This window comes from Mangrovibacter yixingensis (assembly GCF_020523985.1).
In the GTDB taxonomy this organism is placed as follows: domain Bacteria; phylum Pseudomonadota; class Gammaproteobacteria; order Enterobacterales; family Enterobacteriaceae; genus Mangrovibacter; species Mangrovibacter yixingensis.
Genome location: NZ_JAIVKM010000002.1, coordinates 633312 through 655958, shown reverse-complemented (window position 1 = coordinate 655958; position 22647 = coordinate 633312). Strand labels below are relative to the sequence as shown.

The 22647-nt window shown below is 48.0% G+C and carries 17 protein-coding genes; 10 read left to right on the top strand and 7 right to left on the bottom strand.

The window, feature by feature from the left end:
- Positions 1 to 7 precede the first annotated feature (7 nt).
- Positions 8 to 940, top strand: a complete 933-nt coding sequence (gene aaeA / locus LC084_RS13780) for a p-hydroxybenzoic acid efflux pump subunit AaeA (RefSeq protein ID WP_226571753.1) — start codon at positions 8 to 10, stop codon at positions 938 to 940.
- A 5-nt stretch (positions 941 to 945) separates the two neighbouring features.
- Positions 946 to 2916 carry a p-hydroxybenzoic acid efflux pump subunit AaeB gene (gene aaeB, locus LC084_RS13775; RefSeq protein ID WP_226571752.1) on the top strand — a complete coding sequence of 657 codons (1971 nt, stop codon included), beginning with the start codon at positions 946 to 948 and terminating at the stop codon, positions 2914 to 2916.
- 84 nt (positions 2917 to 3000) lie between these two features.
- Here the strand turns inward: aaeB and yhcN are convergent, their stop codons facing one another.
- On the bottom strand, positions 3001 to 3264 hold the full coding sequence (yhcN, locus tag LC084_RS13770) for a peroxide/acid stress response protein YhcN (protein WP_226571751.1): 264 nt from the start codon (positions 3262 to 3264) through the stop codon (positions 3001 to 3003).
- Between the two features lie 376 nt (positions 3265 to 3640).
- On the bottom strand, positions 3641 to 4111 hold the full coding sequence (gene argR / locus LC084_RS13765) for a transcriptional regulator ArgR (protein WP_064600675.1): 471 nt from the start codon (positions 4109 to 4111) through the stop codon (positions 3641 to 3643).
- A gap of 410 nt (positions 4112 to 4521) precedes the next feature.
- On the opposite strand from argR, the gene mdh reads away from it, so the two are divergent.
- Positions 4522 to 5460 (top strand): malate dehydrogenase, encoded by a 939-nt coding sequence (mdh, locus tag LC084_RS13760; protein WP_226571750.1) that lies wholly within the window; start codon positions 4522 to 4524, stop codon positions 5458 to 5460.
- 41 nt (positions 5461 to 5501) lie between these two features.
- Here the strand turns inward: mdh and degS are convergent, their stop codons facing one another.
- From degS to zapG, 3 genes are all read right to left on the bottom strand, one after another.
- Positions 5502 to 6569 carry an outer membrane-stress sensor serine endopeptidase DegS gene (degS, locus tag LC084_RS13755; protein ID WP_226571749.1) on the bottom strand — a complete coding sequence of 356 codons (1068 nt, stop codon included), beginning with the start codon at positions 6567 to 6569 and terminating at the stop codon, positions 5502 to 5504.
- A 91-nt stretch (positions 6570 to 6660) separates the two neighbouring features.
- Complete coding sequence (gene degQ / locus LC084_RS13750; protein WP_226571748.1) at positions 6661 to 8028, bottom strand: serine endoprotease DegQ; 1368 nt, start codon at positions 8026 to 8028, stop codon at positions 6661 to 6663.
- Between the two features lie 148 nt (positions 8029 to 8176).
- Positions 8177 to 8578 carry a Z-ring associated protein ZapG gene (gene zapG, locus LC084_RS13745; RefSeq protein ID WP_226571747.1) on the bottom strand — a complete coding sequence of 134 codons (402 nt, stop codon included), beginning with the start codon at positions 8576 to 8578 and terminating at the stop codon, positions 8177 to 8179.
- A gap of 213 nt (positions 8579 to 8791) precedes the next feature.
- Between zapG and zapE the strand changes: the two genes are divergently transcribed.
- The 5 genes from zapE to sspB all read left to right on the top strand — a co-directional run bounded on the left by zapE (position 8792) and on the right by sspB (position 12462).
- On the top strand, positions 8792 to 9925 hold the full coding sequence (gene zapE, locus LC084_RS13740; RefSeq protein WP_226571746.1) for a cell division protein ZapE: 1134 nt from the start codon (positions 8792 to 8794) through the stop codon (positions 9923 to 9925).
- A 228-nt stretch (positions 9926 to 10153) separates the two neighbouring features.
- Positions 10154 to 10582, top strand: a complete 429-nt coding sequence (gene rplM / locus LC084_RS13735) for a 50S ribosomal protein L13 (RefSeq protein WP_036104968.1) — start codon at positions 10154 to 10156, stop codon at positions 10580 to 10582.
- Between the two features lie 15 nt (positions 10583 to 10597).
- On the top strand, positions 10598 to 10990 hold the full coding sequence (gene rpsI / locus LC084_RS13730) for a 30S ribosomal protein S9 (RefSeq protein WP_000829818.1): 393 nt from the start codon (positions 10598 to 10600) through the stop codon (positions 10988 to 10990).
- A 315-nt stretch (positions 10991 to 11305) separates the two neighbouring features.
- Entirely contained in the window at positions 11306 to 11950 is a 645-nt protein-coding gene (gene sspA / locus LC084_RS13725; protein WP_226571745.1) for a stringent starvation protein SspA, read from the top strand.
- Positions 11951 to 11955: 5 nt separating this feature from the next.
- Positions 11956 to 12462: a ClpXP protease specificity-enhancing factor gene (gene sspB / locus LC084_RS13720; RefSeq protein ID WP_226571744.1), complete on the top strand. Its 507-nt coding sequence runs from the start codon at positions 11956 to 11958 to the stop codon at positions 12460 to 12462.
- Between the two features lie 149 nt (positions 12463 to 12611).
- On the opposite strand, the gene LC084_RS13715 is transcribed toward sspB, so the two are convergent.
- Positions 12612 to 14030, bottom strand: a complete 1419-nt coding sequence (locus LC084_RS13715) for a glutamate synthase small subunit (RefSeq protein ID WP_226571743.1) — start codon at positions 14028 to 14030, stop codon at positions 12612 to 12614.
- 11 nt (positions 14031 to 14041) lie between these two features.
- On the bottom strand, positions 14042 to 18502 hold the full coding sequence (gltB, locus tag LC084_RS13710; protein ID WP_226571742.1) for a glutamate synthase large subunit: 4461 nt from the start codon (positions 18500 to 18502) through the stop codon (positions 14042 to 14044).
- A gap of 688 nt (positions 18503 to 19190) precedes the next feature.
- Here gltB and LC084_RS13705 point away from each other — a divergent pair.
- Both LC084_RS13705 and arcB read left to right on the top strand, forming a co-directional pair.
- Positions 19191 to 20120 (top strand): TIGR01212 family radical SAM protein, encoded by a 930-nt coding sequence (locus LC084_RS13705; protein ID WP_226571741.1) that lies wholly within the window; start codon positions 19191 to 19193, stop codon positions 20118 to 20120.
- 61 nt (positions 20121 to 20181) lie between these two features.
- Positions 20182 to 22518: an aerobic respiration two-component sensor histidine kinase ArcB gene (gene arcB / locus LC084_RS13700; protein ID WP_226571740.1), complete on the top strand. Its 2337-nt coding sequence runs from the start codon at positions 20182 to 20184 to the stop codon at positions 22516 to 22518.
- Positions 22519 to 22647 lie beyond the last annotated feature (129 nt).

Below are 22647 nucleotides of genomic sequence, written 5' to 3'. Positions count from 1 at the left end.
GGTAGAAGTGAAAACACTAACAAAAAATCTGACCCGTACGACCATTACCGTAGTGTTGGTTATTCTGGCCTTTATCGCTGTGTTCCGGGTTTGGTCATTTTATACCGAGTCGCCATGGACAAGAGATGCTCGCTTTAGTGCTGATATTGTGGCTATTGCGCCGGATGTTTCCGGTTTGATTGACCATGTTGATGTGCATGATAACCAACTGGTGAAAAAGGGCCAGGTGCTCTTCGTCATTGATCAGCCACGTTATAAAGAGGCTTTAGCAGAGGCTCAGGCGGATGTTGCATATTACCAGGCTCAGGTAGAAGAAAAACGGCGTGAAGCTATTCGCCGTAACCGCCTGGGGGTTGGGGCAGTTGCCAAAGAACAAATTGAGCAAGCGAATAATAGCCTGCAGACCATGGAACACCAACTGGCTAAAGCTCGGGCTGCAAGGGACGTGGCACAGCTGGATCTTAACCGAACGGTTGTTTATGCGCCCGCAGATGGCTGGGTAACTAACCTTAACGTTTATGCTGGTGAGTTCATTACGCGTGGTTCAACATCCGTAGCGCTGGTCAAAGAGAACTCTTTCTATGTTTTGGCTTATATGGAAGAAACTAAATTGGATGGTGTCCGGCCTGGGTATCGTGTCGAAATAACCCCACTGGGAAGTAATCGGATTTTACATGGCTCGGTGAACAGTATCGCCGCTGGGGTGACCAATGCCAGTAGCAGCCAGGATACCAAAGGTATGGCAAGCGTTGACTCAAATCTTGAGTGGGTGCGCCTGGCACAGCGGGTTCCGGTGCGTATTCATCTGGATAAACAGTATGGTAATTTGTTCCCGGCAGGAACTACGGCAACGGTTGTTGTTACCGGAAAGCATGACCGGAATACTGAAAATATGTCATTCATTGGCAAGTTTTTCCGCCGTTTTCGTGAGTTCGGTTAATTATCATGGGCTTTTTCTCCATCTCTCAGATTCATTTACGCTTTGCCATCAAACTGGCTACGGCTATTGTGTTGGCGCTATTCGTGGGGTTTCATTTCCAGCTTGAAACCCCACGTTGGGCTGTGTTAACTGCGGCCATTGTTGCGGCTGGCCCAGCATTTGCTGCAGGTGGAGAGCCTTACTCCGGGGCTATTCGCTACCGGGGTATGTTACGTATTATCGGGACATTTATTGGCTGTTTTGCTGCGCTGGCCATTATCATTTTACTGATTCGCGCCCCATTGCTCATGCTGATTGTCTGCTGCATATGGGCCGGGTTCTGTACCTGGGTTTCATCGCTGGTTCGTGTTGAAAACTCATATGCCTGGGGGTTGTCTGGTTATACTGCTCTGATAATTGTTATTACTATTCAGAAAGCCCCGCTGTTGACTCCGCAATTTGCTGTTGAGCGTTGCAGTGAAATTGTCATTGGGATCATGTGTGCTATTGTTGCTGACTTGATCTTTTCTCCTCGCTCGATAAAACAAGAGATTGATAAAGAACTGGAAGAGATAGTCGTTGACCATTACCGGTTGATGCAACTGTGTATTGCTCACAGTTCCCGTGAAGAGGTTGATAAAGCCTGGAGTGGCTTACTAAGGCGCACCAATGCGTTAAACGGGATGAGAAGTAATCTAAAAATGGAGTCTTCTCGTTGGGACAAAGCCACTCGCCGTTTGAGTGTTATCCATTCCTTATCGCTGACCATGATAACTCAGGCGGCTGAAACTTTTCTTATTCAAAATACCCGCCCGGAAGCAGTACCCCCGGAGTTCCGTTACTTATTTGAATTACCGGTTGATTCAGCAGCAGATGTACACCGGCGGTTGAAGCTGATGCGCCGGGTTATTTCAATCAGTGGCGATGATACTCCAGTAACGATTTATACCTGGGTCGGCTCTGCAACTCGGTTTTTGTTGTTGAAACGTGGTGTCAACGCGAACACCAAAATCAGTGCTGTTGAAGAAGACGTACTTAATGGTGAGCCGGTTGTTAAACCCGTATCTGCAGAGCGCCACCATGCGATGATTAACTTCTGGCGCACGTCGGTGTCCTGTATTCTGGGCACACTGTTCTGGTTGTGGACGGGCTGGACATCAGGTAGTGGCGCGATGGTGATGATAGCCGTTGTCACTTCACTGGCGATGCGTTTGCCTAACCCGCGTATGGTGTGCCTTGATTTTGTCTATGGCATGCTTATGGCTCTACCGCTCGGAGCACTCTATTTCCTGTTTATTATCCCATCAACACAGCAAAGTATGTTACTGCTATGCTTGAGTCTGGCTATTCTTGGGTTCTTTATTGGGATTCAGGTGCAAAAACGGCAGTTGGGTTCGATGGCGACTCTGGCCGGGACTATCAACATTATTGTGTTGGATAACCCCATGAAGTTTGACTTCAATTTTTTCCTGGATAATGCATTGGGGCAACTGGTGGGAGTTGTTCTGGCAATGATAGTGATTTCTGTCATTCGTGATAATTCGCGTGAGCGAACCGGCCAAAATATTTTGAACCAGTTAATGTCGGCTGCGGTGTCGTCACTTACCACTAACGTAGTGCGCCGTAAAGAAAACCATTTGCCAGCACTGTACCAGCAATTGTTCTTGCTGTTGAATAAGTTCCCCGGAGATATTCCCCGTTTTCGGCTTGCGCTTAACTTGATTATCGCTCATCAGCGCCTGCGCGATGCCCCCGTTCCAGTGAATGATGAATTGTCTGCTTTCCACCGGCAATTACGGCGTACTGCAGACCGAATTACGTCATCATCAAATAATTTCCGGCGGCGTGAGTATTTCCAACGGTTGTTACGCGAGTTAGCTGTTTACCAGCAAAAACTGGAAAAATGGGATGCCCCGCTTAGTGTGACGGAACCGGTACGTCGGCTGACAGAAATGTTGAACAAGTACCAGCATGCGCTAACAGAAAGTCACTCATGATTGCAAAAAAAGAAACCGGCATTATGCTGGTTTCTTTTTATAAATCACGCCAGATAGGGCTGTCAGGGCCCTGGCAACTATAGCTTATTTGTATAACTCCGCTGTTGCATGCCAACTGTCGCCTGAGCGTGCTTCAATAATATGGTAAGCGGAAGCACCTTGTTCGGTAGCTTTCTTATTCAGCATCTGGTTCATATCCATCGGCGAACTGGCTACACCATCGACACTGATTGTACCCATTGGTTGGCGTGAGTCGGCCTGTTCATCATTGATTTGCGTTGCGGCAAAAGCGCCAAACGACAACATGGAAAGCAGGCTGGCTGTAGTAAGAGTTTTTGTCATGTTCATATCAGGTACCTCTGTTATCTTTTTTGTGTTACTCATCATTCGTGAGCAGTGTCACAAAAAACAGTATAGTCCGGCGAGAATAAAAAGATAACAGGCTAATTATTTCATAATGAACATTTATTGTATAAGAAAATCCTTTTAGATTATTAAGTCATAAAAATGTGTTTTAAATAAGCAGTACTTCATTAAAGATGATTAAAATCAATGGGATGATAATATTTGACCATTGGTGCTGTTTAAGGCTTAAGAATGCTCTGGTGGACAAAGCATGAAGTGCCACATAGTGGCAGAAGAATCACCAGAAAGTGGGGGAGGAAGTGTTGAAGGTTTACCCATCCAGGAACAAGCCCGAATGGCGTAAACCTATATCCCAGGCTTAGAGTTCCTGTTCGAAAAGAACCAGAATGGCGTCGTAAAGTTCTTTCACTGTAAAGTTGCTGGCTGGAGTGGTGAAAATCGTGTCATCACCAGCAATGGTACCCAAAATACCTTCCGCTTTACCCAGAGAATCGAGCAGGCGGGCAATTAATTGTGCGGCACCGGGACTTGTGTGAATAACTACCACAGCATCGTTGTAGTCGATATCCAGCACTAAATTTTTGAGCGGGCTGGAGGTTGTAGGTACTCCCAATTCTGCCGGTAAGCAGTAAACCATTTCCATTTTGGCATTACGTGTTCTTACCGCGCCGAATTTAGTTAGCATTCGTGACACTTTCGACTGGTTAATGTTTTCAAAGCCTTGCTCCTGGAGAGCCTGAACGATCTCTCCTTGAGAGCTAAACTTCTCTTCTTTAAGAAGCGCCTTAAAAGCTTTAACTAATTCTTCTTGTTTAGCAGAGGCTCGCATAATTTACCTTCATTCAGGCCAATAAGTGGCATCATTATGCAATTAACTGAATTTTTATGCAAATGTATCACGGGCAACTGAATTAAATTGATGAAAGCCGCGGATTCTATCAAAAAATGTTATCCAGAAATATACCTGCATCACGTCTTAAAAATGCGCTATAAGGTAAAGTAAATGTTATCAAAATGATGTTGTTTTGATTCATTTAACACGAGTACAGAAACCAGTATTGGAGTGCCTGTTTAGGTAGTGACTTACCGTCCACCCCGGAAAAGTATACGGAGTAAGCAAAACTTCGTAATACTTTGCAAACTGGCGGCGTGAAGATTGTATTTACTTCATCTCTGGATTATGGTCGCACCCCCTATGGAGTTAAGGCACTTATTGCTAACCATAATAAGGAGTTTCGGATGAAAGTTGCAGTCCTCGGCGCGGCAGGTGGTATCGGCCAGGCGCTAGCCCTTCTGCTTAAGACCCAACTGCCTTCTGGTTCAGAGCTGACTTTGTATGATATTGCTCCGGTTACTCCGGGGGTAGCAGTTGATTTAAGCCATATCCCTACCGATGTGAAAATCACAGGTTTTGCTGGTGAGGATGCAACCCCCGCACTGGAAGGCGCAGACATCGTATTAATTTCCGCGGGTGTTGCCCGTAAACCCGGTATGGATCGTTCTGATCTGTTTAATGTGAACGCCGGGATTGTGAAGAATTTAGTACAGCAAATAGCGAAAACCTGCCCAACAGCATGTATTGGCGTTATTACTAACCCAGTTAATACAACAGTTGCAATTGCAGCGGAAGTGCTGAAGAAGGCCGGGGTGTATAACAAAGATAAGCTCTTTGGTGTCAGTACACTGGATATTATTCGTTCCAATACATTTGTTGCTGAACTGAAAGGTAAAAGTGCAACGGATGTGAATGTTCCGGTTATTGGTGGGCATTCTGGTGTCACCATTCTTCCATTACTTTCCCATGTTCCTGGCGTCAGCTTCACTGATGACGAAGTTTCGGCATTGACAACCCGGATTCAGAATGCCGGAACCGAGGTTGTTGAAGCCAAAGCTGGTGGTGGCTCCGCTACACTCTCTATGGGCCTGGCTGCTGCGCGTTTTTGTTTATCACTGGTGCGGGCTATGGAAGGTGAAAAAGGGGTTGTGGAATGCGCATATGTGGAAGGCGATGGTGAGTATGCCCGTTTCTTTGCTCAGCCACTGTTGCTTGGCAAAGATGGCATTGTAGAACGCCAATCCACGGGGGCTTTGAGTGCGTTTGAAAAGCAGGCGCTGGAAGGGTTAATTGATACGCTGAAGAAAGATATTGAACTGGGCGTGGATTTTGTAAACCGCTAATGCAATCACATGGGCCGTCTCCCGGCCCATGTTCGTTTTTGTCAATTCGTTGCCGGGTATTCCTGGATTGTCACCATCAACGTCATTTTCTGTTCACCACGCATGATTTCTACAGGGATGACAGAGCCTGGGCGTATTTCAGCCACCTGGTCCATTGTCTCTAGCGCAGAAAGCGCAGGCTTGTGGTTTACGGATAAAATCACATCATTAATTTGGAGACCCGCTTTTGCCGCCGGCCCATCAGGGGCAACATCATTAACGACAATGCCTTGTATCTGGTCCAACCCGGATGTTGTATTTGTATGCATTGGCGTCACTTCTCTTCCCGTGATACCAATATAACCACGAATGACCCGCCCATCCCGAATTAGCTTATCCATGATGCGGGTTGCCAGGCGAGTAGGAATAGCAAAACCTAAGCCTTCGGGGGTTTCACCGTCATTACTTTTATCGAAAGAGAGTGTATTGATTCCCATTAGTTCACCCAATGAATTCACCAGTGCGCCACCGGAATTACCATGGTTAATTGATGCATCGGTTTGCAGGAAATTTTGCCGGCCACTTGGGTTCAAGCCAATGCGCCCGGTTGCGCTGATAATTCCCTGAGTAATGGTCTGCCCCAGGTTGTAAGGGTTCCCAATCGCTAAAACAACATCACCAATATGTGGCACTCTGTGGGGATTGATAGGAATAACAGGCAGATTAGTCGCGTTAATTTTGAGTACAGCCAAATCGGTCAGGCTATCAGAACCAACTAACAGTGCCTCAAAAACTCTGCCATCTTGCAAAGCGACTATGATTTGGTCTGCATTATTAATCACATGTTTATTGGTGAGAATGTACCCACGGGCATCCATTATGACCCCTGAACCCAGAGTCCTGATCTCTAACTGATTATGGGTATTACCGTTACTACTGCGGTTGTAAACGTTTACCACAGCCGGTGCCGCCCGGCGTACAGCCTGGTTATAACTGACCGGTGATTCATCTGCACTGGTGAACTTGCTCACCGATACAGGCACTATTGTGCGCAGCGAAGGCACGGCAAGCACCAGAATGCCACCGACAAATAAACCAATTAGTGCTGACCGCAATAGCTTCAGAATCATGGATGTATATTGTGATTAATGGAGTAAACAGGAAGGGAGCATACCATGAGTTTACCAGCCACCGCATTGCGGAGGCTGGTAATTATGTTACTTAGCGCAAAAGCAGATAAAGATTGGTATCGCCACGTAAGATATTCAGTGCAATAACAGATGGCTTATTTTCCATAACCTTGCGCATCTCAGCAATTGAGCGAACCCGTTCGCGGTTAACACCAACGATTAGATCATCTTTGTTCAGACCTGCTCTTGCTGCAGCACTACCTTTATCAACTGCATCAATATGTACACCTTTGGTTCCGTCTTTTAACTGACCATCGCTGAGTGTAGCGCCTTGTAATGCTGGAGATATTAATTCAGCACTGGCAGAAGACGAGGTGCTCTTATCCAGAACAACTTCGACAGATAGTGTTTTCCCTGCCCGTAACAACCCCAGTTTTACTTTGGTCCCAGGCACTGTAGTTGCAATTTTTGCCCGAAGTTCCGCAAAACTGTTGAGGGGTTTGCCATTCAGGCTGGTTATAACGTCACCCGCTTTAATACCGGCTTTTGCTGAACCAGACCCCGGCAGCACCTCGTTCACAAACGCACCTCGCTGGACGTTCAGGTTGAAGGCTTTTGCCAGGTCTGCATTCAGTTCAGTGCCACGGATCCCCAGTAACCCTCGTTGGATTTCACCAGAGTGAATAAGCTGAGTTGCCAATGTAATAGCCATATTGCCTGGAATGGCAAAACCAATACCAATACTGCCGCCCCCTGGAGCAAGAATGGCTGTGTTAATACCTATCAGTTCACCTTTCAGGTTAAGCAGTGCACCGCCTGAGTTACCTCGGTTAATCGAGGCATCAGTCTGAATGAAGTTTTCCAGGCCTTCTATATTCAGCCCGCTGCGCCCGAGCGCTGAGATGATCCCTGATGTTACCGTTTGTCCCAGCCCGAAAGGGTTACCTACTGCAACGGCAAAATCACCCACCTGCAAGGCATCTGAATCAGCAACTTTGATTTGAGTGAGTTTTTCAGGGTGCTGGATTTGCACCACTGCGATATCACTTTGTGAATCGCTACCAATCAGTTTGGCATCAAACGTGCGGCCATCGTTTAGCTGAACACTGATTTTATCTGCATGCTCAATAACGTGATTGTTGGTGAGAACATAGCCTTTTTGTGCATCAATAATCACACCGGAACCTAAGCCTTCGAAAGGCTGGGCTTGTGGGTCTGAACCGTCATCACCAAAGAATTTTTTCAGCTCATCAGGAATTTGTGGGCTTTCTACTGCACTGCCTTCAACTTGAATGCTGACAACAGCCGGAAGCACTTTTTCCAGCATTGGCGCAAGGCTTGGAGTAGCTGGTTGCCCGGGAACCTGTGAAGGCAAGGCGGCCTGCGATGTAGCTGGAACAGAGAATCCGATGCTAAGGGCTAATGCGATGGCATAAAAAAGTGGAGTTGTTTTTTTCATTAATACAGGCTCCCATGACTTACTTGAAAACATCTATCCTGAATGGATTGATAGTATTGAATATACCCGGAATGGACAATTTGTATAACGAGTAGTTGCAGCGCCGCAAAAAAATAGGGTGCCGAAGCACCCCACAGTTTGTAACGCCTTAGTTGCGTTTTACTTTTTCGTTGCGTAGCAGCCCTGATGCGCCTTCTGAGTAATCTCGTGGCATTTGCACCGGAGCCTGGTCGTTGTTGGCTTCGGAATCTTCAAGGCGATTGCGGAATGGGTTGGTTTCATCACTCATTTCCGGTAACAAACTGGAAGAGCTTTTTGCCATATGTTGATACAGCTGGCGGTAATCATGTGCCATGTTATCCAGCAGCTCGGCACTTTGGGCAAAATGGTTCACCAATTCTTCCCGGTATTCTTCCAGTTCTGCTTTATTTTTCTCCAGCTCATACTGTAATGCTTGTTGCTGGCGGAGCTTACGGTTTCCAAAACGCATAGCGACGGCGCCAATAATGATACCGACGACTAACCCAATCAGCGCGTATTCCCAGGTCATGAACATCTCCCATTTATTGTGTGGTCGTAGGGTTAACTGCGAGGCTTACCTTCTGTTATATCCGTGCCATCGCCTGATAACTGCCACTATAACCGTTAATTCATGAGAAGTGGAATCCTGCTGGTGTATCGCGTAGTGTAGAACGGCCTTTTTTTAAACAAAAGAGTAATGGCAACCCACTAATTAGATTGCTAAGGAAGTAAGAATAACACCATGCAAACCCTCTCTCCGGCATCGCGCTACGAAATCGCACTACGCGATGGGCAGTTTCAGCCTGACCATGTCCAACTGGCTGCAATTACACAACTGGACGCTATTTACCAGGCATTGGTTGCACGGCAGACAACGCCTAATAATGCTGTGCCGAAAGGCCTGACAGGTAAAATTACCAAATGGTTTAATCGCCAGCCTGATAGTCCTCCGCCTGTCAAAGGGCTCTATATGTGGGGGGGAGTGGGGCGAGGGAAAACCTGGCTAATGGATATGTTTTTCCAGAGTATTCCCGGGGAAAGAAAGCTTCGCCTGCATTTCCACCGTTTTATGTTGCGTGTACACGAAGAACTCACACGGTTACAGGGCCACAGTGATCCGCTGGAAATTGTGGCTGACAGCTTCAAAGCGCAAACGGATTTACTCTGCTTTGATGAGTTTTTTGTTTCCGATATTACCGATGCAATGTTACTGGGCGGGTTGATGCAGGCTCTGTTTTCCAGGGGGATTACGCTGGTGGCAACATCAAATATCCCACCGGAGAACCTGTATCACAATGGATTACAGCGTTCGCGATTTTTGCCTGCTATTGCCGCAATTCAAGCGCACTGTGATGTGATGAATGTGGACGCCGGGGTGGATTACCGTTTGCGAGCTCTGACACAGGCACATTTGTGGCTTTCACCTTGTAATGCGGACAACCAGAGGCGGATGGAGCAGTTATTTCAAGCGCTTTCAGGTTCTCCATGGCATGAAGGACAAGGGGAGGTTCTTGAAGTAAACCATCGTTCATTGGCGACGCTTGGTAGTGCAAACCAAACACTGGCTGTGACGTTCGATACTCTGTGTGTGGATGCTCGCAGCCAGCATGATTACATTGCCCTGTCGCATTTGTTTCATACAGTGATGCTGTACAACGTGCCAGTGATGGATTCACGTATTGAGAATGCTGCCCGGCGTTTTATTGCACTGGTGGACGAGTTTTATGAACGCCAGGTGAAGCTGGTGGTTCTTGCGCAGGTGCCCTTGTTCGAGATTTATCAAGGGGAACACCTGAAGTTTGAATTTCAGCGCTGCCTTTCCCGGTTACAAGAAATGCAAAGCGAAGCATATCTGCAGGCACCGCACCGGCCATGAACGGTGCTGTCCGCTGTTGAAAATGAGAAAAAAGGGTCGATCTTTACTAGTGACTTCTCTATAATCTTGCGACCCCACGTTACAACAAAGTTTTTTTCCCGAAACTTTAGAGTGCCGGTGAAAACTATCCGAGGGGGTAGGTTTACTGGACAATGTCGTGTGAACCTCAACTGATTTTAAGCGTTTGGGTGTTCACCAACGTGTAACTATTTATTGGGTAAGCTTTTAATGAAAACTTTTACAGCTAAACCAGAAACCGTAAAACGCGACTGGTATGTTGTCGACGCGACCGGTAAAACCCTGGGCCGTCTGGCTACCGAACTGGCTCGTCGCCTGCGCGGTAAGCATAAAGCGGAATACACTCCGCACGTTGATACTGGTGACTACATCATCGTTCTGAATGCAGATAAAGTTGCTGTTACTGGCAACAAGCGTTCTGACAAAATGTATTACCATCACACCGGTCACATCGGTGGTATCAAAGAAGCGACCTTCGAAGAAATGATTGCCCGCCGTCCTGAGCGTGTGATTGAAATCGCGGTTAAAGGCATGTTGCCGAAAGGCCCGTTGGGCCGTGCTATGTACCGTAAACTGAAAGTTTACGCAGGTAACGAGCACAACCACGCGGCGCAGCAACCGCAAGTTCTGGACATTTAATCGGGATATCAGGCAATGGCTGAAAATCAATACTACGGCACTGGTCGCCGCAAAAGCTCCGCCGCTCGTGTGTTTATCAAACCGGGCAACGGTAAAATCGTTATCAACCAACGTTCTCTGGAACAGTACTTTGGCCGTGAAACTGCCCGCATGGTAGTTCGTCAGCCGCTGGAACTGGTCGACATGGTTGAGAAACTGGATCTGTACATCACTGTTAAAGGTGGTGGTATCTCTGGTCAGGCAGGTGCAATCCGTCACGGTATCACCCGCGCTCTGATGGAGTACGATGAATCTCTGCGCTCCGAACTGCGTAAAGCTGGCTTCGTCACTCGTGATGCTCGTCAGGTTGAACGTAAAAAAGTGGGTCTGCGCAAAGCACGTCGTCGTCCGCAGTTCTCCAAACGTTAATTGCTCTCTGCTCTGCAGATTGCATTGGCGAAAAACCCGGCTTGGCCGGGTTTTTTTATATCTGTGTAATGTTGTATTTGCATACCAAACATGTGTGTTTTTCTGTTAATTCCCACAGCCCTTCACCACAAGTACAACAAAATCTGGTAAACTATCATCCAATTTTATGCCCCAAAGCTGGTATCTGTTTACGTTTTAGCCGGGTTGCCTGGTGCAAGTGACTACAACAACAGACTCAGGGCGCCCATAATCTGGCTGGCCGCTCCGCTGTAGCGGTTAGTGGCAGTAATTTTCTGAATATACTTGGAGGTTTTCATGGCTGTCGCTGCCAACAAACGTTCGGTGATGACGCTGTTTTCCGGTCCTACTGACATCTATAGCCATCAGGTGCGTATTGTCCTGGCGGAAAAAGGTGTAAGTTTCGAAATCGAGAATGTGGAAACGGATGATCTGCCTCAGGATCTGATTGACCTCAACCCGAACCAAAGCGTTCCTACTCTGGTTGATCGTGAATTGACGCTGTGGGAATCCCGTATCATCATGGAATATCTGGATGAGCGTTTTCCTCACCCGCCATTAATGCCGGTTTACCCGGTTGCTCGTGGTGAAAGCCGCTTGTACATGCATCGTATCGAAAAGGACTGGTACAGCCTGATGAACATCATCATGGCTGGTGGTACGGGGCCGGAAGTAGAAACTGCACGTAAACAGTTACGTGAAGAGTTAATGGCTATTGCACCTGTGTTTGGTCAAAAACCTTACTTCCTGAGCGATGAATTCAGTCTGGTGGATTGCTATTTGGCGCCGTTGTTATGGCGTTTACCGCTGATGGGCATCGAGATAGCCGGTGCTGGTGCTAAAGAGCTTAAGGGTTATATGACCCGAGTGTTTGAGCGTGATGCATTCCTGGCTTCTTTAACGGAAGCAGAGCGTGAAATTCGCCTGCATACCCGGGGCTAATACCGATGGAAATGTCTCAGTTGTCACCTCGCCGTCCATATCTGCTGCGTGCCTTTTATGATTGGTTGCTGGATAACCAGTTGACGCCGCACTTGGTAGTAGATGTGACGCTGCCGGGTGTGAACGTACCTATGGAGTATGCCCGGGACGGACAAATCGTGCTTAATATTGCGCCTCGTGCTGTGGGTAACCTGGAACTGGGGAACGACGAGGTTCAGTTTAATGCTCGTTTTGGCGGTATCCCTCGTACGGTTTCTGTACCTATGTCTGCTGTTTTGGCTATCTATGCCCGCGAGAATGGTGCCGGCACGATGTTTGAGCCTGAACCGGCTTACGATTCGGATGACGAAGGTGCAGTTCAGGTGGCAGAGCCTGAGAGTGAATCGCCCGATAACACGATGATGTCAGTGATTGATGGCGATAAACCCGATACACCAGAAGATGGTGATAACCCGGATAACGATCCGCCGCCACCACGTGGTGGCCGCCCAGCATTAAGGGTTGTGAAGTAATCGCACTGTATTGTGATAGTAAAAACCGGGGATGATACCCCGGTTTTTTTATCCTTGTTTTCTCTTAATACTTAAGCGTAAAAAAAGCCAGTCAGCGTGGACTGACTGGCTTTGACGGATGAGCTAATGCTCATTTGTTGCCGTGTTCGTTATACTTCCAAAAAGTTCATAATCCCATCAGCGGCTTTACGGCCTTCTGCAATTGCAGTAACAACCAGATCGGAACCTCGCACAGCATCACCGCCAGCAAAGATTTTCGGGTTGGTTGTTTGGTATGGGTTGTCTGTTTGCTCTGGTGCCAGAATACGCCCCTGGTTATCCAGTTCAACGCTATGTTTTTCCAGCCATTCCATACGGTGTGGGCGGAAACCAAATGCCATGATTACTGCATCTGCCGGAACTACGTGTTCTGAACCGGCGATGATTTCAGCGCGACGGCGCCCTTTGGCATCAGGCTCGCCCATTTCTGTGCGTACCATCTTCACGCCACTCACTTTGCCATTGCCATTCACTTCAATGCCTAATGGCTGAACGTTGAACTGAAACTCAACACCTTCCTCTCGGGCATTTTTAACTTCACGCCTTGAGCCGGGCATGTTTTCTTCATCGCGGCGATAAGCACAGGTGACATGCGTGGCACTTTGGCGAATAGACGTACGTACGCAATCCATTGCAGTGTCACCGCCACCGAGAACAACCACACGCTTACTTTGCAGATTAATGTAAGGTTGCTCGGAATCTTCTTCGAAGCCCATCAGTTTTCTGGTGTTGGCAATCAGGAATGGTAATGCATCAAATACACCCATGGCATCTTCATTTTCGAGCCCACCACGCATTGATTGATAAGTTCCCACGCCCAGGAAGACGGCATCATACTCATTCAGTAAAGTATCCATTTGGATATCTTTGCCTACTTCTGTATTCAGATGGAACTCAACACCCATACCCGTAAAGATTTCCCGACGAGTGCTCATAACTTCTTTGCCCAGTTTGAATGCCGGGATACCAAAAGTGAGCAGACCACCGATTTCTGGATGGCGGTCGAAGACAACGGCTTTCACACCGTTACGTGTCAACACATCGGCACATGCCAGGCCCGCAGGACCGGCACCAATGATAGCAACCCGTTTACCCGTGGGTTTAACCCCACTCATATCTGGCCGCCACCCCATTTCAATGGCTTTATCATTGATATAGCGCTCAATATTACCGATGGTTACCGCACCAAACTCATCATTCAGTGTACAGGAACCTTCACACAGGCGGTCTTGTGGGCAAACGCGGCCACAAACTTCCGGGAGGCTGTTGGTTTGGTGTGACAACTCAGCTGCTTCAACAATACGCCCTTCATTGGCCAGCTTCAGCCAGTTTGGAATGTAGTTATGTACTGGGCATTTCCATTCGCAGTAAGGGTTGCCGCAGGACAGGCAGCGATCTGCCTGTGCTTTAGCCTGGCCTTCTGAGAAGGTTTCATAAATTTCTACAAACTCAATTTTTCGAATCTTGAGCGGTTTTTTCGGCGGATCAACGCGCTGCAGGTCGATAAATTGATAAACGTTTTGACTCATTGTATGACCTCTTACTGCGCCTGCACCCGCAGCTCAGCTGCGGAACGACTACGGTGACCCAATAATGCTTTTACATCACTGGATTTCGGTTTAACCAGAGCAAATTTTGCTGACCATACCGGCCAGTTCGCCAGAATCTCTTCACCACGGTGAGAGCCGGTAAACTGAACATGTTCAGTAATCATGCCACGCAGGTGTTCTTCGTGAATGGCAAGCTCATCAACATTCAGTACTTCAACCAGTTCAGGGTTAACACGTTTACGGAACTCGCCATCTTCATCAAGAACATAGGCGAAGCCACCAGTCATACCGGCACCAAAGTTCACACCCGTTTTACCCAGAATGCAGACAATACCGCCAGTCATGTATTCACAGCCATTATCACCAATACCTTCTACAACAGTGATGGCCCCTGAATTACGTACAGCGAAACGTTCACCCGCTCGCCCGGCGGCGTATAACCGGCCGCCTGTTGCACCATACAGACAGGTGTTACCAATAATGCTGGCTTCATGACTGCGATAAGCAGAACCGACTGGTGGGCGAATGGCAATCAAACCACCAGCCATACCTTTACCGACATAGTCGTTCGCATCACCTGTTAGGTGCAATTCAACGCCACCTGCATTCCAGACACCAAAGCTCTGGCCAGCGGTCCCGGTAAAATGCGCTACGATAGGGTCTGCAGCCAGGCCCTGGTCACCATGATGGCTGGCGATATGGCCAGACAACAATGCACCAACAGAGCGGTCTGTGTTGCGAATATCGAACCAGAAGGTTTTGCTCTGTTTATTTTCGACATAAGGCATCGCCTGGTTAAGCAACTGAGCGTTTAACTCGCCTTTATCGAATGGCGGGTTCTGCTCCGTGCAGTACAGCGCTTTTCCTGGCAATGGCTCAGCCGTTTCCAACAGACGTGATAAATCCAGTTTTTGCTGTTTGGCAGTAAACCCATTCAGTACGCTGAGCAAATCAGTACGACCAATCAAATCTACCAAGCGTGTCACACCTAAAGACGCCATAATTTCACGGGTTTCGCGGGCGATGAACTCGAAATAGTTGGTCACTTTCCACGGCAGACCATGATAGTGATTACGGCGCAGTTTCTCATCCTGAGTCGCAACACCGGTTGCACAGTTGTTCAGGTGGCAAATACGCAGGTATTTACAACCCAGGGCAACCATAGGACCAGTACCGAAACCAAAGCTTTCCGCACCCAGAATCGCGGCTTTAACGATATCGACGCCTGTTTTTAATCCGCCATCGATCTGCAGGCGAATTTTGTGGCGTAACCCATTCGCGACCAGAGCCTGTTGGGTTTCTACCAGACCCAGCTCCCATGGGCAGCCAGCATATTTCACAGAAGATAGTGGGCTTGCACCTGTACCACCATCATAACCAGCAATGGTGATAAGGTCGGCGTAAGCTTTTGCCACCCCTGTTGCGATGGTACCGACACCTGGTTCAGAAACCAGTTTTACGGAAATCATCGCCTTCGGATTGACCTGTTTCAGGTCAAAAATAAGCTGGGCCAAATCTTCGATAGAATAAATATCATGGTGTGGTGGTGGAGAAATTAATGTTACGCCAGGTACCGAGTAACGTAGACGTGCGATATAAGGTGTGACTTTATCGCCAGGTAACTGCCCGCCTTCACCAGGCTTGGCACCTTGTGCTACCTTAATCTGGATAACATCTGCATTCACCAGGTAAGCTGGAGTGACCCCGAAACGGCCGGAGGCAACTTGTTTGATACGGGAAACCTTGTTCGTTCCATAACGTGCAGGGTCTTCACCACCTTCACCGGAGTTAGAGAAGCCACCCAGGCTGTTCATTGCTTCCGCCAGGGATTCGTGAGCTTCCGGGCTCAGTGCGCCAATCGACATAGCCGCTGTATCAAAGCGTTTGAACAGCTCGGTTGCTGGCTCCACATGCTCAATATTGACGGCTTCACCTTTCGGGGTGATTGACAGTAAATCACGCAAAGTGGCAGCGGGGCGCTCATTAACCAGTTTGGCATAGGCCTGGTAATCTGAGAATTCACCACTCTGTACAGCCTGTTGCAGTGTACGAACCACGTCCGGGTTGTATGCGTGGTACTCGCCACCATGGACATACTTCAGTAAACCGCCCTGTTCCAGTGGTTTACGGGCCAGCCAGGCACGTTTGGATAAGTTAACAAGGTCTTGCTGGAAGTCGCTGAAACCGGCACCGCCAATACGGCTGACTACACCTTGGAAACATTGGCTGGCAACGTCATCATGCAGGCCTACAGCTTCAAACAGTTTTGAGCAACGGTAAGAGGCGATAGTCGAAATGCCCATTTTGGACATGATCTTGTACAGGCCTTTGTTGATCCCGTTACGATAGTTAAGCATCGCTGTGCGGTAATCTTTCTCAAGCGCGCCACCATCAACCAGTTTCGCCAGTGATTCATAGGCCAGATACGGGTAGATAGCGGTGGCACCAAAACCTAGCAGGACAGCAAAATGGTGTGGGTCACGTGCGCTGGCTGTTTCCACAATAATGTTGGCATCACAGCGCAGGCTCTGGTCGACCAGGCGAGTCTGGATAGCACCCACAGCCATTGGTGCCGGGACTGGCAAACGTCCTTTAGAGATATTCCTGTCCGAAAGAACCAGCAACACAGTACCTTCGCGAACCATTTGTTCTGCCTGGTCGCACAAGGTTCTAATTGTCTCTTCCAAAGAGGCTTGCGCCGGATCAAACGTAATATCCAGCGTGTCTGCGCGGTAGTGTTCTTCATCCAGCGAAGTCAGTTGCCGGAAGTCAGAGTAAAGCAGAATAGGTGACTTAAAGCTCAGGCGGTGTGCCTGACCTTCCGCTTCACAAAAGACATTCATCTCGCGGCCAATGCTGGTCGCCAGTGACATGACATGGGCTTCACGCAGTGGATCGATAGGTGGGTTGGTCACCTGTGCGAATTGTTGGCGGAAATAGTCATAGATAATGCGCGGCTTACTGGACAGTACGGCAAATGGCGTATCATCGCCCATAGAGCCGACAGCTTCCTGGCCATTCTCACCCAATACGCGAATCACCTGATCCAGTTCTTCGCTGCTGTAGTTAAATTGTTTTTGGTAGCTACCCAACAGGTCATCGCTTAATTCACGAGCACCAACCTGGTCATCAGGTAAGTCTTCGAATGGTACCAGGCGACGTACGTTGCGCTCCATCCACTCTTTGTACGGATGGCGGCTTTTCAGATCATCATCGGTTTCAGCTGAGTGCAGGATACGCCCAATACGCGTATCGATAACCATCAGTTCACCGGGGCCGACACGCCCTTTTTCTACCACTTCATCAGGCTGATAATCCCAAATGCCCACTTCTGAGGCACAAGTTATCAACTTGTCAGTGGTGATCACATAACGCGCCGGACGCAGGCCATTACGGTCCAGGTTACAGGCAGCGAAACGCCCATCAGACATGACAATCCCTGCAGGGCCATCCCATGGCTCCATATGCATGGAGTTAAAGTCAAAGAATGCACGCAGTTCAGGATCCATATCTGGGTTGTTTTGCCAGGCTGGCGGAACCAGTAAACGCATGGCACGAATAATATCCATCCCACCGCTGAGCAGAAGTTCCAACATGTTATCCAGTGAACTGGAGTCGGAGCCCGTTTCGTTTACAAAAGGAGCGGCATCTTGCAGGTCGGGGATCAGTGGTGTTTTAAATTTGTAAGTACGTGCTTTTGCCCACTGACGGTTGCCTGTAATGGTATTGATTTCACCATTGTGTGCAAGGTAACGGAATGGCTGAGCCAGAGGCCAGCGCGGTACGGTGTTAGTTGAGAAACGTTGGTGGAACAGGCAAATAGCCGATTCCAGACGTAAATCAGCCAGGTCCAGGTAAAAGCGCGGCAAATCAGCCGGCATACACAGACCTTTATAAATATTCACCAGGTTAGACAGGCTGCAAACGTAGAATTCTTTATCATTAAGCAGACGCTGTTCAATACGGCGACGAGCAACAAACAGGCGGCGTTCCATATCACGTGGGCGCCAGCCCGCAGGAGCATTAACAAAAATTTGCTCAATACGTGGTAATGAGGAGAGGGCAATTTCACCGAGCACACCTTCATTGGTCGGCACATCGCGCCAGCCAACAATTGACAGTGTTTCCCGCTGCAATTCTTCTTCTACTACCTGGCGGCTTGCCTGAGCCAGGGTATCGTCCTGGTTAAGGAATAACATGCCAACAGCGTAGTTTTTCGCCAAACGCCATCCACGTTCTTCGGCTACGAGACGGAAGAAGCGATCGGGTTTTTGGAGTAGCAAACCGCAGCCATCACCGGTTTTACCATCGGCAAGTATTGCGCCACGGTGCTGCATCCGTGCCAGTGCGTGGATCGCGGTACGCACTACCTTGTGGCTAGGTTCGCCTTCTATGTGGGCGATCAGGCCGAAACCACAGTTATCCCGTTCGAGGGATTTATCGTACAACATATCAGTGAACCTCCCCAGGCTCTACGGGATTCCCGAGACCGATAGCGTTAAGGCGTAACAAGGGACAGGCGACGGGGTGTGCATACTCTGTATGCGTGCCTCGCATGTCGCCCTCTTATCGACTCGACGTTTTACATCGGTGCACAAGTGTTGAGGACTTGCTTCAGAGGGAATCTCAATTACTGCATAAATATGATGAGCAGAGAACTCATCGAGAAAGCTTCCAGCGGACTCCCAAGTTAGCGAGAATCGCTACTCAGGTCAAATGGCATTCTTATTTGTACAAAAAAGAACGAAGTTCAATGTAATTAATTGAAATAAAATAACAAAACAAGTTTTTTACATTCATTTTACCCAAAATGGGTTGTTAAGGTAATGTGACCTGTATCACTGTGTAATATAGGAATGAAAGCGATTTGTATCTGGTATTTTCTAAACTCCCAGTATTTTTTACCTGGCGATGGCTTTTTTGTAATGGATGAAACTGTTTTTGGCTTATGAAGAATTTTTGTCGATAAATTAAATTTACATAAGGAAAAGTAATCGCGCAGAGAGTGAGTGAAAAAACGTTTATTGTGAATTGTTATTCATATGAATAAGCGTGCCCGGGGCGCTTGATCCAGGTCATCGCCGTCGGTTGAGGAAAGTGGCAGTCTGTTGCCCTTACTAAGGGCGGCCTAACAGAATTATGCAGTTACAGAATTTAGTCAATATGTTTGGTGGTGATCTTTTTCACCGCTACGGGCAAAAGGTACATAAACTGACTTTGCATGGTGGGTTTAGTTGCCCTAACCGTGATGGAACCATTGGGCGCGGGGGCTGCACGTTTTGTAACGTCGCCTCGTTTGCTGATGAGGCGCAACAATATCACTCCATTGCAGAGCAACTTGCTGAACAAGCGCACCTCGTGAACCGTGCAAAACGTTATCTTGCTTATTTCCAGGCTTACACCAGTACCTGGGCTGAGGTGGAAGTGCTGCGTAATATGTATCAGCAGGCAGTCGCACAGGCGAGCATTGTGGGTTTATGTGTGGGAACCCGGCCGGACTGTGTACCTGAAGCTGTGTTGGATTTACTGAGTGATTATGCGGCTCAGGGATATGAAGTCTGGCTGGAACTAGGGTTACAGACGGCACATGATAAAACATTGCACCGCATTAATCGTGGCCATGATTTTGCCTGCTACCAGCGAACGGCTCGCCTGGCACGCCAGCGTGGGCTGAAAGTTTGCTGCCACTTGATTGTGGGTTTACCTGGTGAACATCATCAACATTGTATGGAGACACTCGATAGTGTGGTGAGCACCGGGGTGGATGGTATTAAGTTACACCCGTTACATATTGTGAAAGGCAGTATTATGGCAAAAAGCTGGCAGTCGGGCAGGCTGGCTGGCATTAGTCTTGAAGACTATACCCATACCGCCAGTGAAATGATTCGCCATACACCACTTGATGTTGTCTACCACCGTATCTCAGCCAGTGCTCGTCGCCCGACGCTTCTGGCCCCTTTGTGGTGTGAAAACCGCTGGACCGGAATGGTGGAAATCAACCGCTATTTACTTGAACATGGCCCGCAAGGGGATGCATTAGGAACCCCCTGGAAACCAGTGCTTGCCTGAAAACATACTGTTATGTCATTTTTCGGTATCATGGTGGTAATTCTCAGTTAAGGAATGTTCCATGAATCAAATCCGTAAGCTGGCGCAATATTATGTAGACCTGATGATGAAATTGGGTCTGGTGCGTTTTTCTCTGTTGTTAGCGTTTGCGTTAGTGGTCCTGGCCATTGTTGTTCAAATGGCCGTCACTATGGTGTTGCGCGGTCAGGTAGAGAGTATTGATGTTATTCGCTCCATTTTTTTCGGGTTATTGATTACGCCATGGGCGGTCTATTTCCTTTCGGTTGTGGTTGAGCAAATTGAAGAGTCCAGACAACGATTGACCCGGTTAGTTGAAAAACTCGAAGAAATGCGTGAGCGTGATTTGTCGCTTAATGTTCAGCTAAAAAACAATATTACACAGCTTAATCAGGAGATTGCTGACCGTGAACGGGCAGAGAAGGAGCGGCAATCTGTTCTTGATCAGCTCACACTGGAAATAAAAGAGCGTGAACAAACGCAGATCCAGCTCGCACAGCAATCCTCATTTTTGCGATCGTTTCTCGACGCATCGCCCGACCTGGTGTTTTATCGCAATGAAGATCAGGAATTCTCAGGCTGTAACCGGGCTATGGAACTATTAACCGGAAAAAGTGAAAAACAATTAATTGGCCTGTGCCCTTCCGATGTTTATTCGACCGAAGCCGCAGAAAAAGTGATTGAAACCGACGAAAAGGTTTTTCGCCACAACGTTTCGCTTACATACGAACAATGGCTTGACTACCCTGATGGCCGTAAAGCCTGCTTTGAAATTCGTAAAGTGCCTTACGATGACCGTGTTGGCAAAAGGCATGGGCTGATGGGATTTGGGCGCGATATTACTGAGCGTAAGCGTTATCAGGATGCGCTCGAGCGTGCAAGCCGTGATAAAACAACATTTATTTCAACCATCAGCCATGAACTACGCACGCCGCTGAACGGCATTGTTGGGTTGAGCCGTATTCTGCTGGATACTGACTTGACCCCAGAACAAGAAAAGTACCTGAAAACTGTACATGTTTCTGCTGTAACTTTGGGTAATATCTTCAATGATATTATTGATATGGATAAAATCGAGCGCCGTAAAGTCCAGTTGGATAATCAGCCAATTGATTTTACTGGCTTCCTCTCTGATCTCGAAAACCTCTCAGGTCTGCAGGCCCAGCAAAAAGGGCTACGCTTTGTTATGGAAACCGCCCAGCCTCTGCCTCATAAGATAATTGCAGATGGGACACGCCTGCGGCAAATACTGTGGAATCTGATTAGCAATGCGGTGAAGTTTACTCGTAAAGGTGAAGTGCGAGTGCAAGTCAGCTATCAGGATGACCAGATAATGCGGTTTGAGGTTCAGGATTCGGGTATTGGTATTCCTCAAAGCGAGCAGGATAAAATTTTTGCCATGTATTATCAGGTAAAAGATGATAAAGGTGGGAAACCTGCAACCGGGACTGGAATTGGCCTTGCGGTATCTCGTCGCCTGGCGAAAAGCATGGGTGGGGACATTACTGTTTCCAGTAATCCAGGAGAGGGGGCATTGTTCACTCTCACAGTACATGCTCCTTCTGTTCATGATGAAGTGGATGAAGAAGATGATGATGAGTTGCCACTGCCAGCTCTCCATGTTCTGTTGGTGGAAGATATTGAGCTGAATGTGATTGTCGCTCGTTCTGTGCTAGAAAAAATGGGGAACTCGGTCGATGTCGCAATGACCGGTAAAGAGGCCCTGGCGACATTTATTCCTGGTGAATACGATTTAGTTTTATTGGATATTCAGTTGCCGGATATGACCGGGCTGGATATTGCTCGTAAATTGACGCAGACATTTACCCGGGATGAATTACCCCCGTTAGTTGCGTTAACCGCCAACGTACTTAAAGATAAAAAAGAGTATCTGGATGCGGGCATGGACGATGTATTGAGTAAGCCGTTATCTGTGTCTGCTTTAACTGCGATGATCAAGAAATTTTGGGACGGACATACCGTACAGGGGGATGGGGTGAACAAAGTTGAAGCTGATGATAAAAAGCAAGCTATCCTGGATTTGCCCATGCTCGAACAGTATATGGAGTTAGTGGGACCAAAATTGATTCGTGACGGACTGGCTATGTTTGAGAAAATGATGCCGGGCTATTTAAGTGTGCTGGAATCAAACTGGACCGCACGTGACCAGAAAGGCATTGTCGAAGAAGGCCATAAAATCAAGGGCGCTGCAGGCTCTGTAGGATTACGGCATATTCAGCAATTGGCGCAGCAAGTGCAGTCTCCAGATTTACCCGCCTGGTGGGATAATGCAGGTGAATGGATAGATGAGATTCGGCACGAATGGCGCAATGATATTGCTGCGCTGGAAAAATGGGTGGCAGATGCTGAAAAAAAATGACCCCGGATTAACCGGGGTGCGCGAATACTGCGCCAACACCAGGGAAACTGACGTCCCGCAGAGTATTGGTTTATGTTTTAACGAGGCGAGACGAGAAATTCCTCACACAACTCAGCCATAAGATAGCAA

Excerpts from the sequence above, each read along its gene's own strand:
- LC084_RS13715 (WP_226571743.1), bottom strand. The coding sequence starts at position 14,030 with ATGAGTCAAAACGTTTATCAATTTATCGACCTGCAGCGCGTTGATCCG.
- gltB (WP_226571742.1), bottom strand. The coding sequence starts at position 18,502 with ATGTTGTACGATAAATCCCTCGAACGGGATAACTGTGGTTTCGGCCTG.
- LC084_RS13705 (WP_226571741.1), top strand. The coding sequence starts at position 19,191 with ATGCAGTTACAGAATTTAGTCAATATGTTTGGTGGTGATCTTTTTCAC.
- zapG (WP_226571747.1), bottom strand. The coding sequence starts at position 8,578 with ATGACCTGGGAATACGCGCTGATTGGGTTAGTCGTCGGTATCATTATT.
- mdh (WP_226571750.1), top strand. The coding sequence starts at position 4,522 with ATGAAAGTTGCAGTCCTCGGCGCGGCAGGTGGTATCGGCCAGGCGCTA.
- yhcN (WP_226571751.1), bottom strand. The coding sequence starts at position 3,264 with ATGAACATGACAAAAACTCTTACTACAGCCAGCCTGCTTTCCATGTTG.
- zapE (WP_226571746.1), top strand. The coding sequence starts at position 8,792 with ATGCAAACCCTCTCTCCGGCATCGCGCTACGAAATCGCACTACGCGAT.
- aaeB (WP_226571752.1), top strand. The coding sequence starts at position 946 with ATGGGCTTTTTCTCCATCTCTCAGATTCATTTACGCTTTGCCATCAAA.
- arcB (WP_226571740.1), top strand. The coding sequence starts at position 20,182 with ATGAATCAAATCCGTAAGCTGGCGCAATATTATGTAGACCTGATGATG.
- rplM (WP_036104968.1), top strand. The coding sequence starts at position 10,154 with ATGAAAACTTTTACAGCTAAACCAGAAACCGTAAAACGCGACTGGTAT.
- argR (WP_064600675.1), bottom strand. The coding sequence starts at position 4,111 with ATGCGAGCCTCTGCTAAACAAGAAGAATTAGTTAAAGCTTTTAAGGCG.
- degQ (WP_226571748.1), bottom strand. The coding sequence starts at position 8,028 with ATGAAAAAAACAACTCCACTTTTTTATGCCATCGCATTAGCCCTTAGC.
- sspB (WP_226571744.1), top strand. The coding sequence starts at position 11,956 with ATGGAAATGTCTCAGTTGTCACCTCGCCGTCCATATCTGCTGCGTGCC.
- degS (WP_226571749.1), bottom strand. The coding sequence starts at position 6,569 with ATGATTCTGAAGCTATTGCGGTCAGCACTAATTGGTTTATTTGTCGGT.
- sspA (WP_226571745.1), top strand. The coding sequence starts at position 11,306 with ATGGCTGTCGCTGCCAACAAACGTTCGGTGATGACGCTGTTTTCCGGT.
- rpsI (WP_000829818.1), top strand. The coding sequence starts at position 10,598 with ATGGCTGAAAATCAATACTACGGCACTGGTCGCCGCAAAAGCTCCGCC.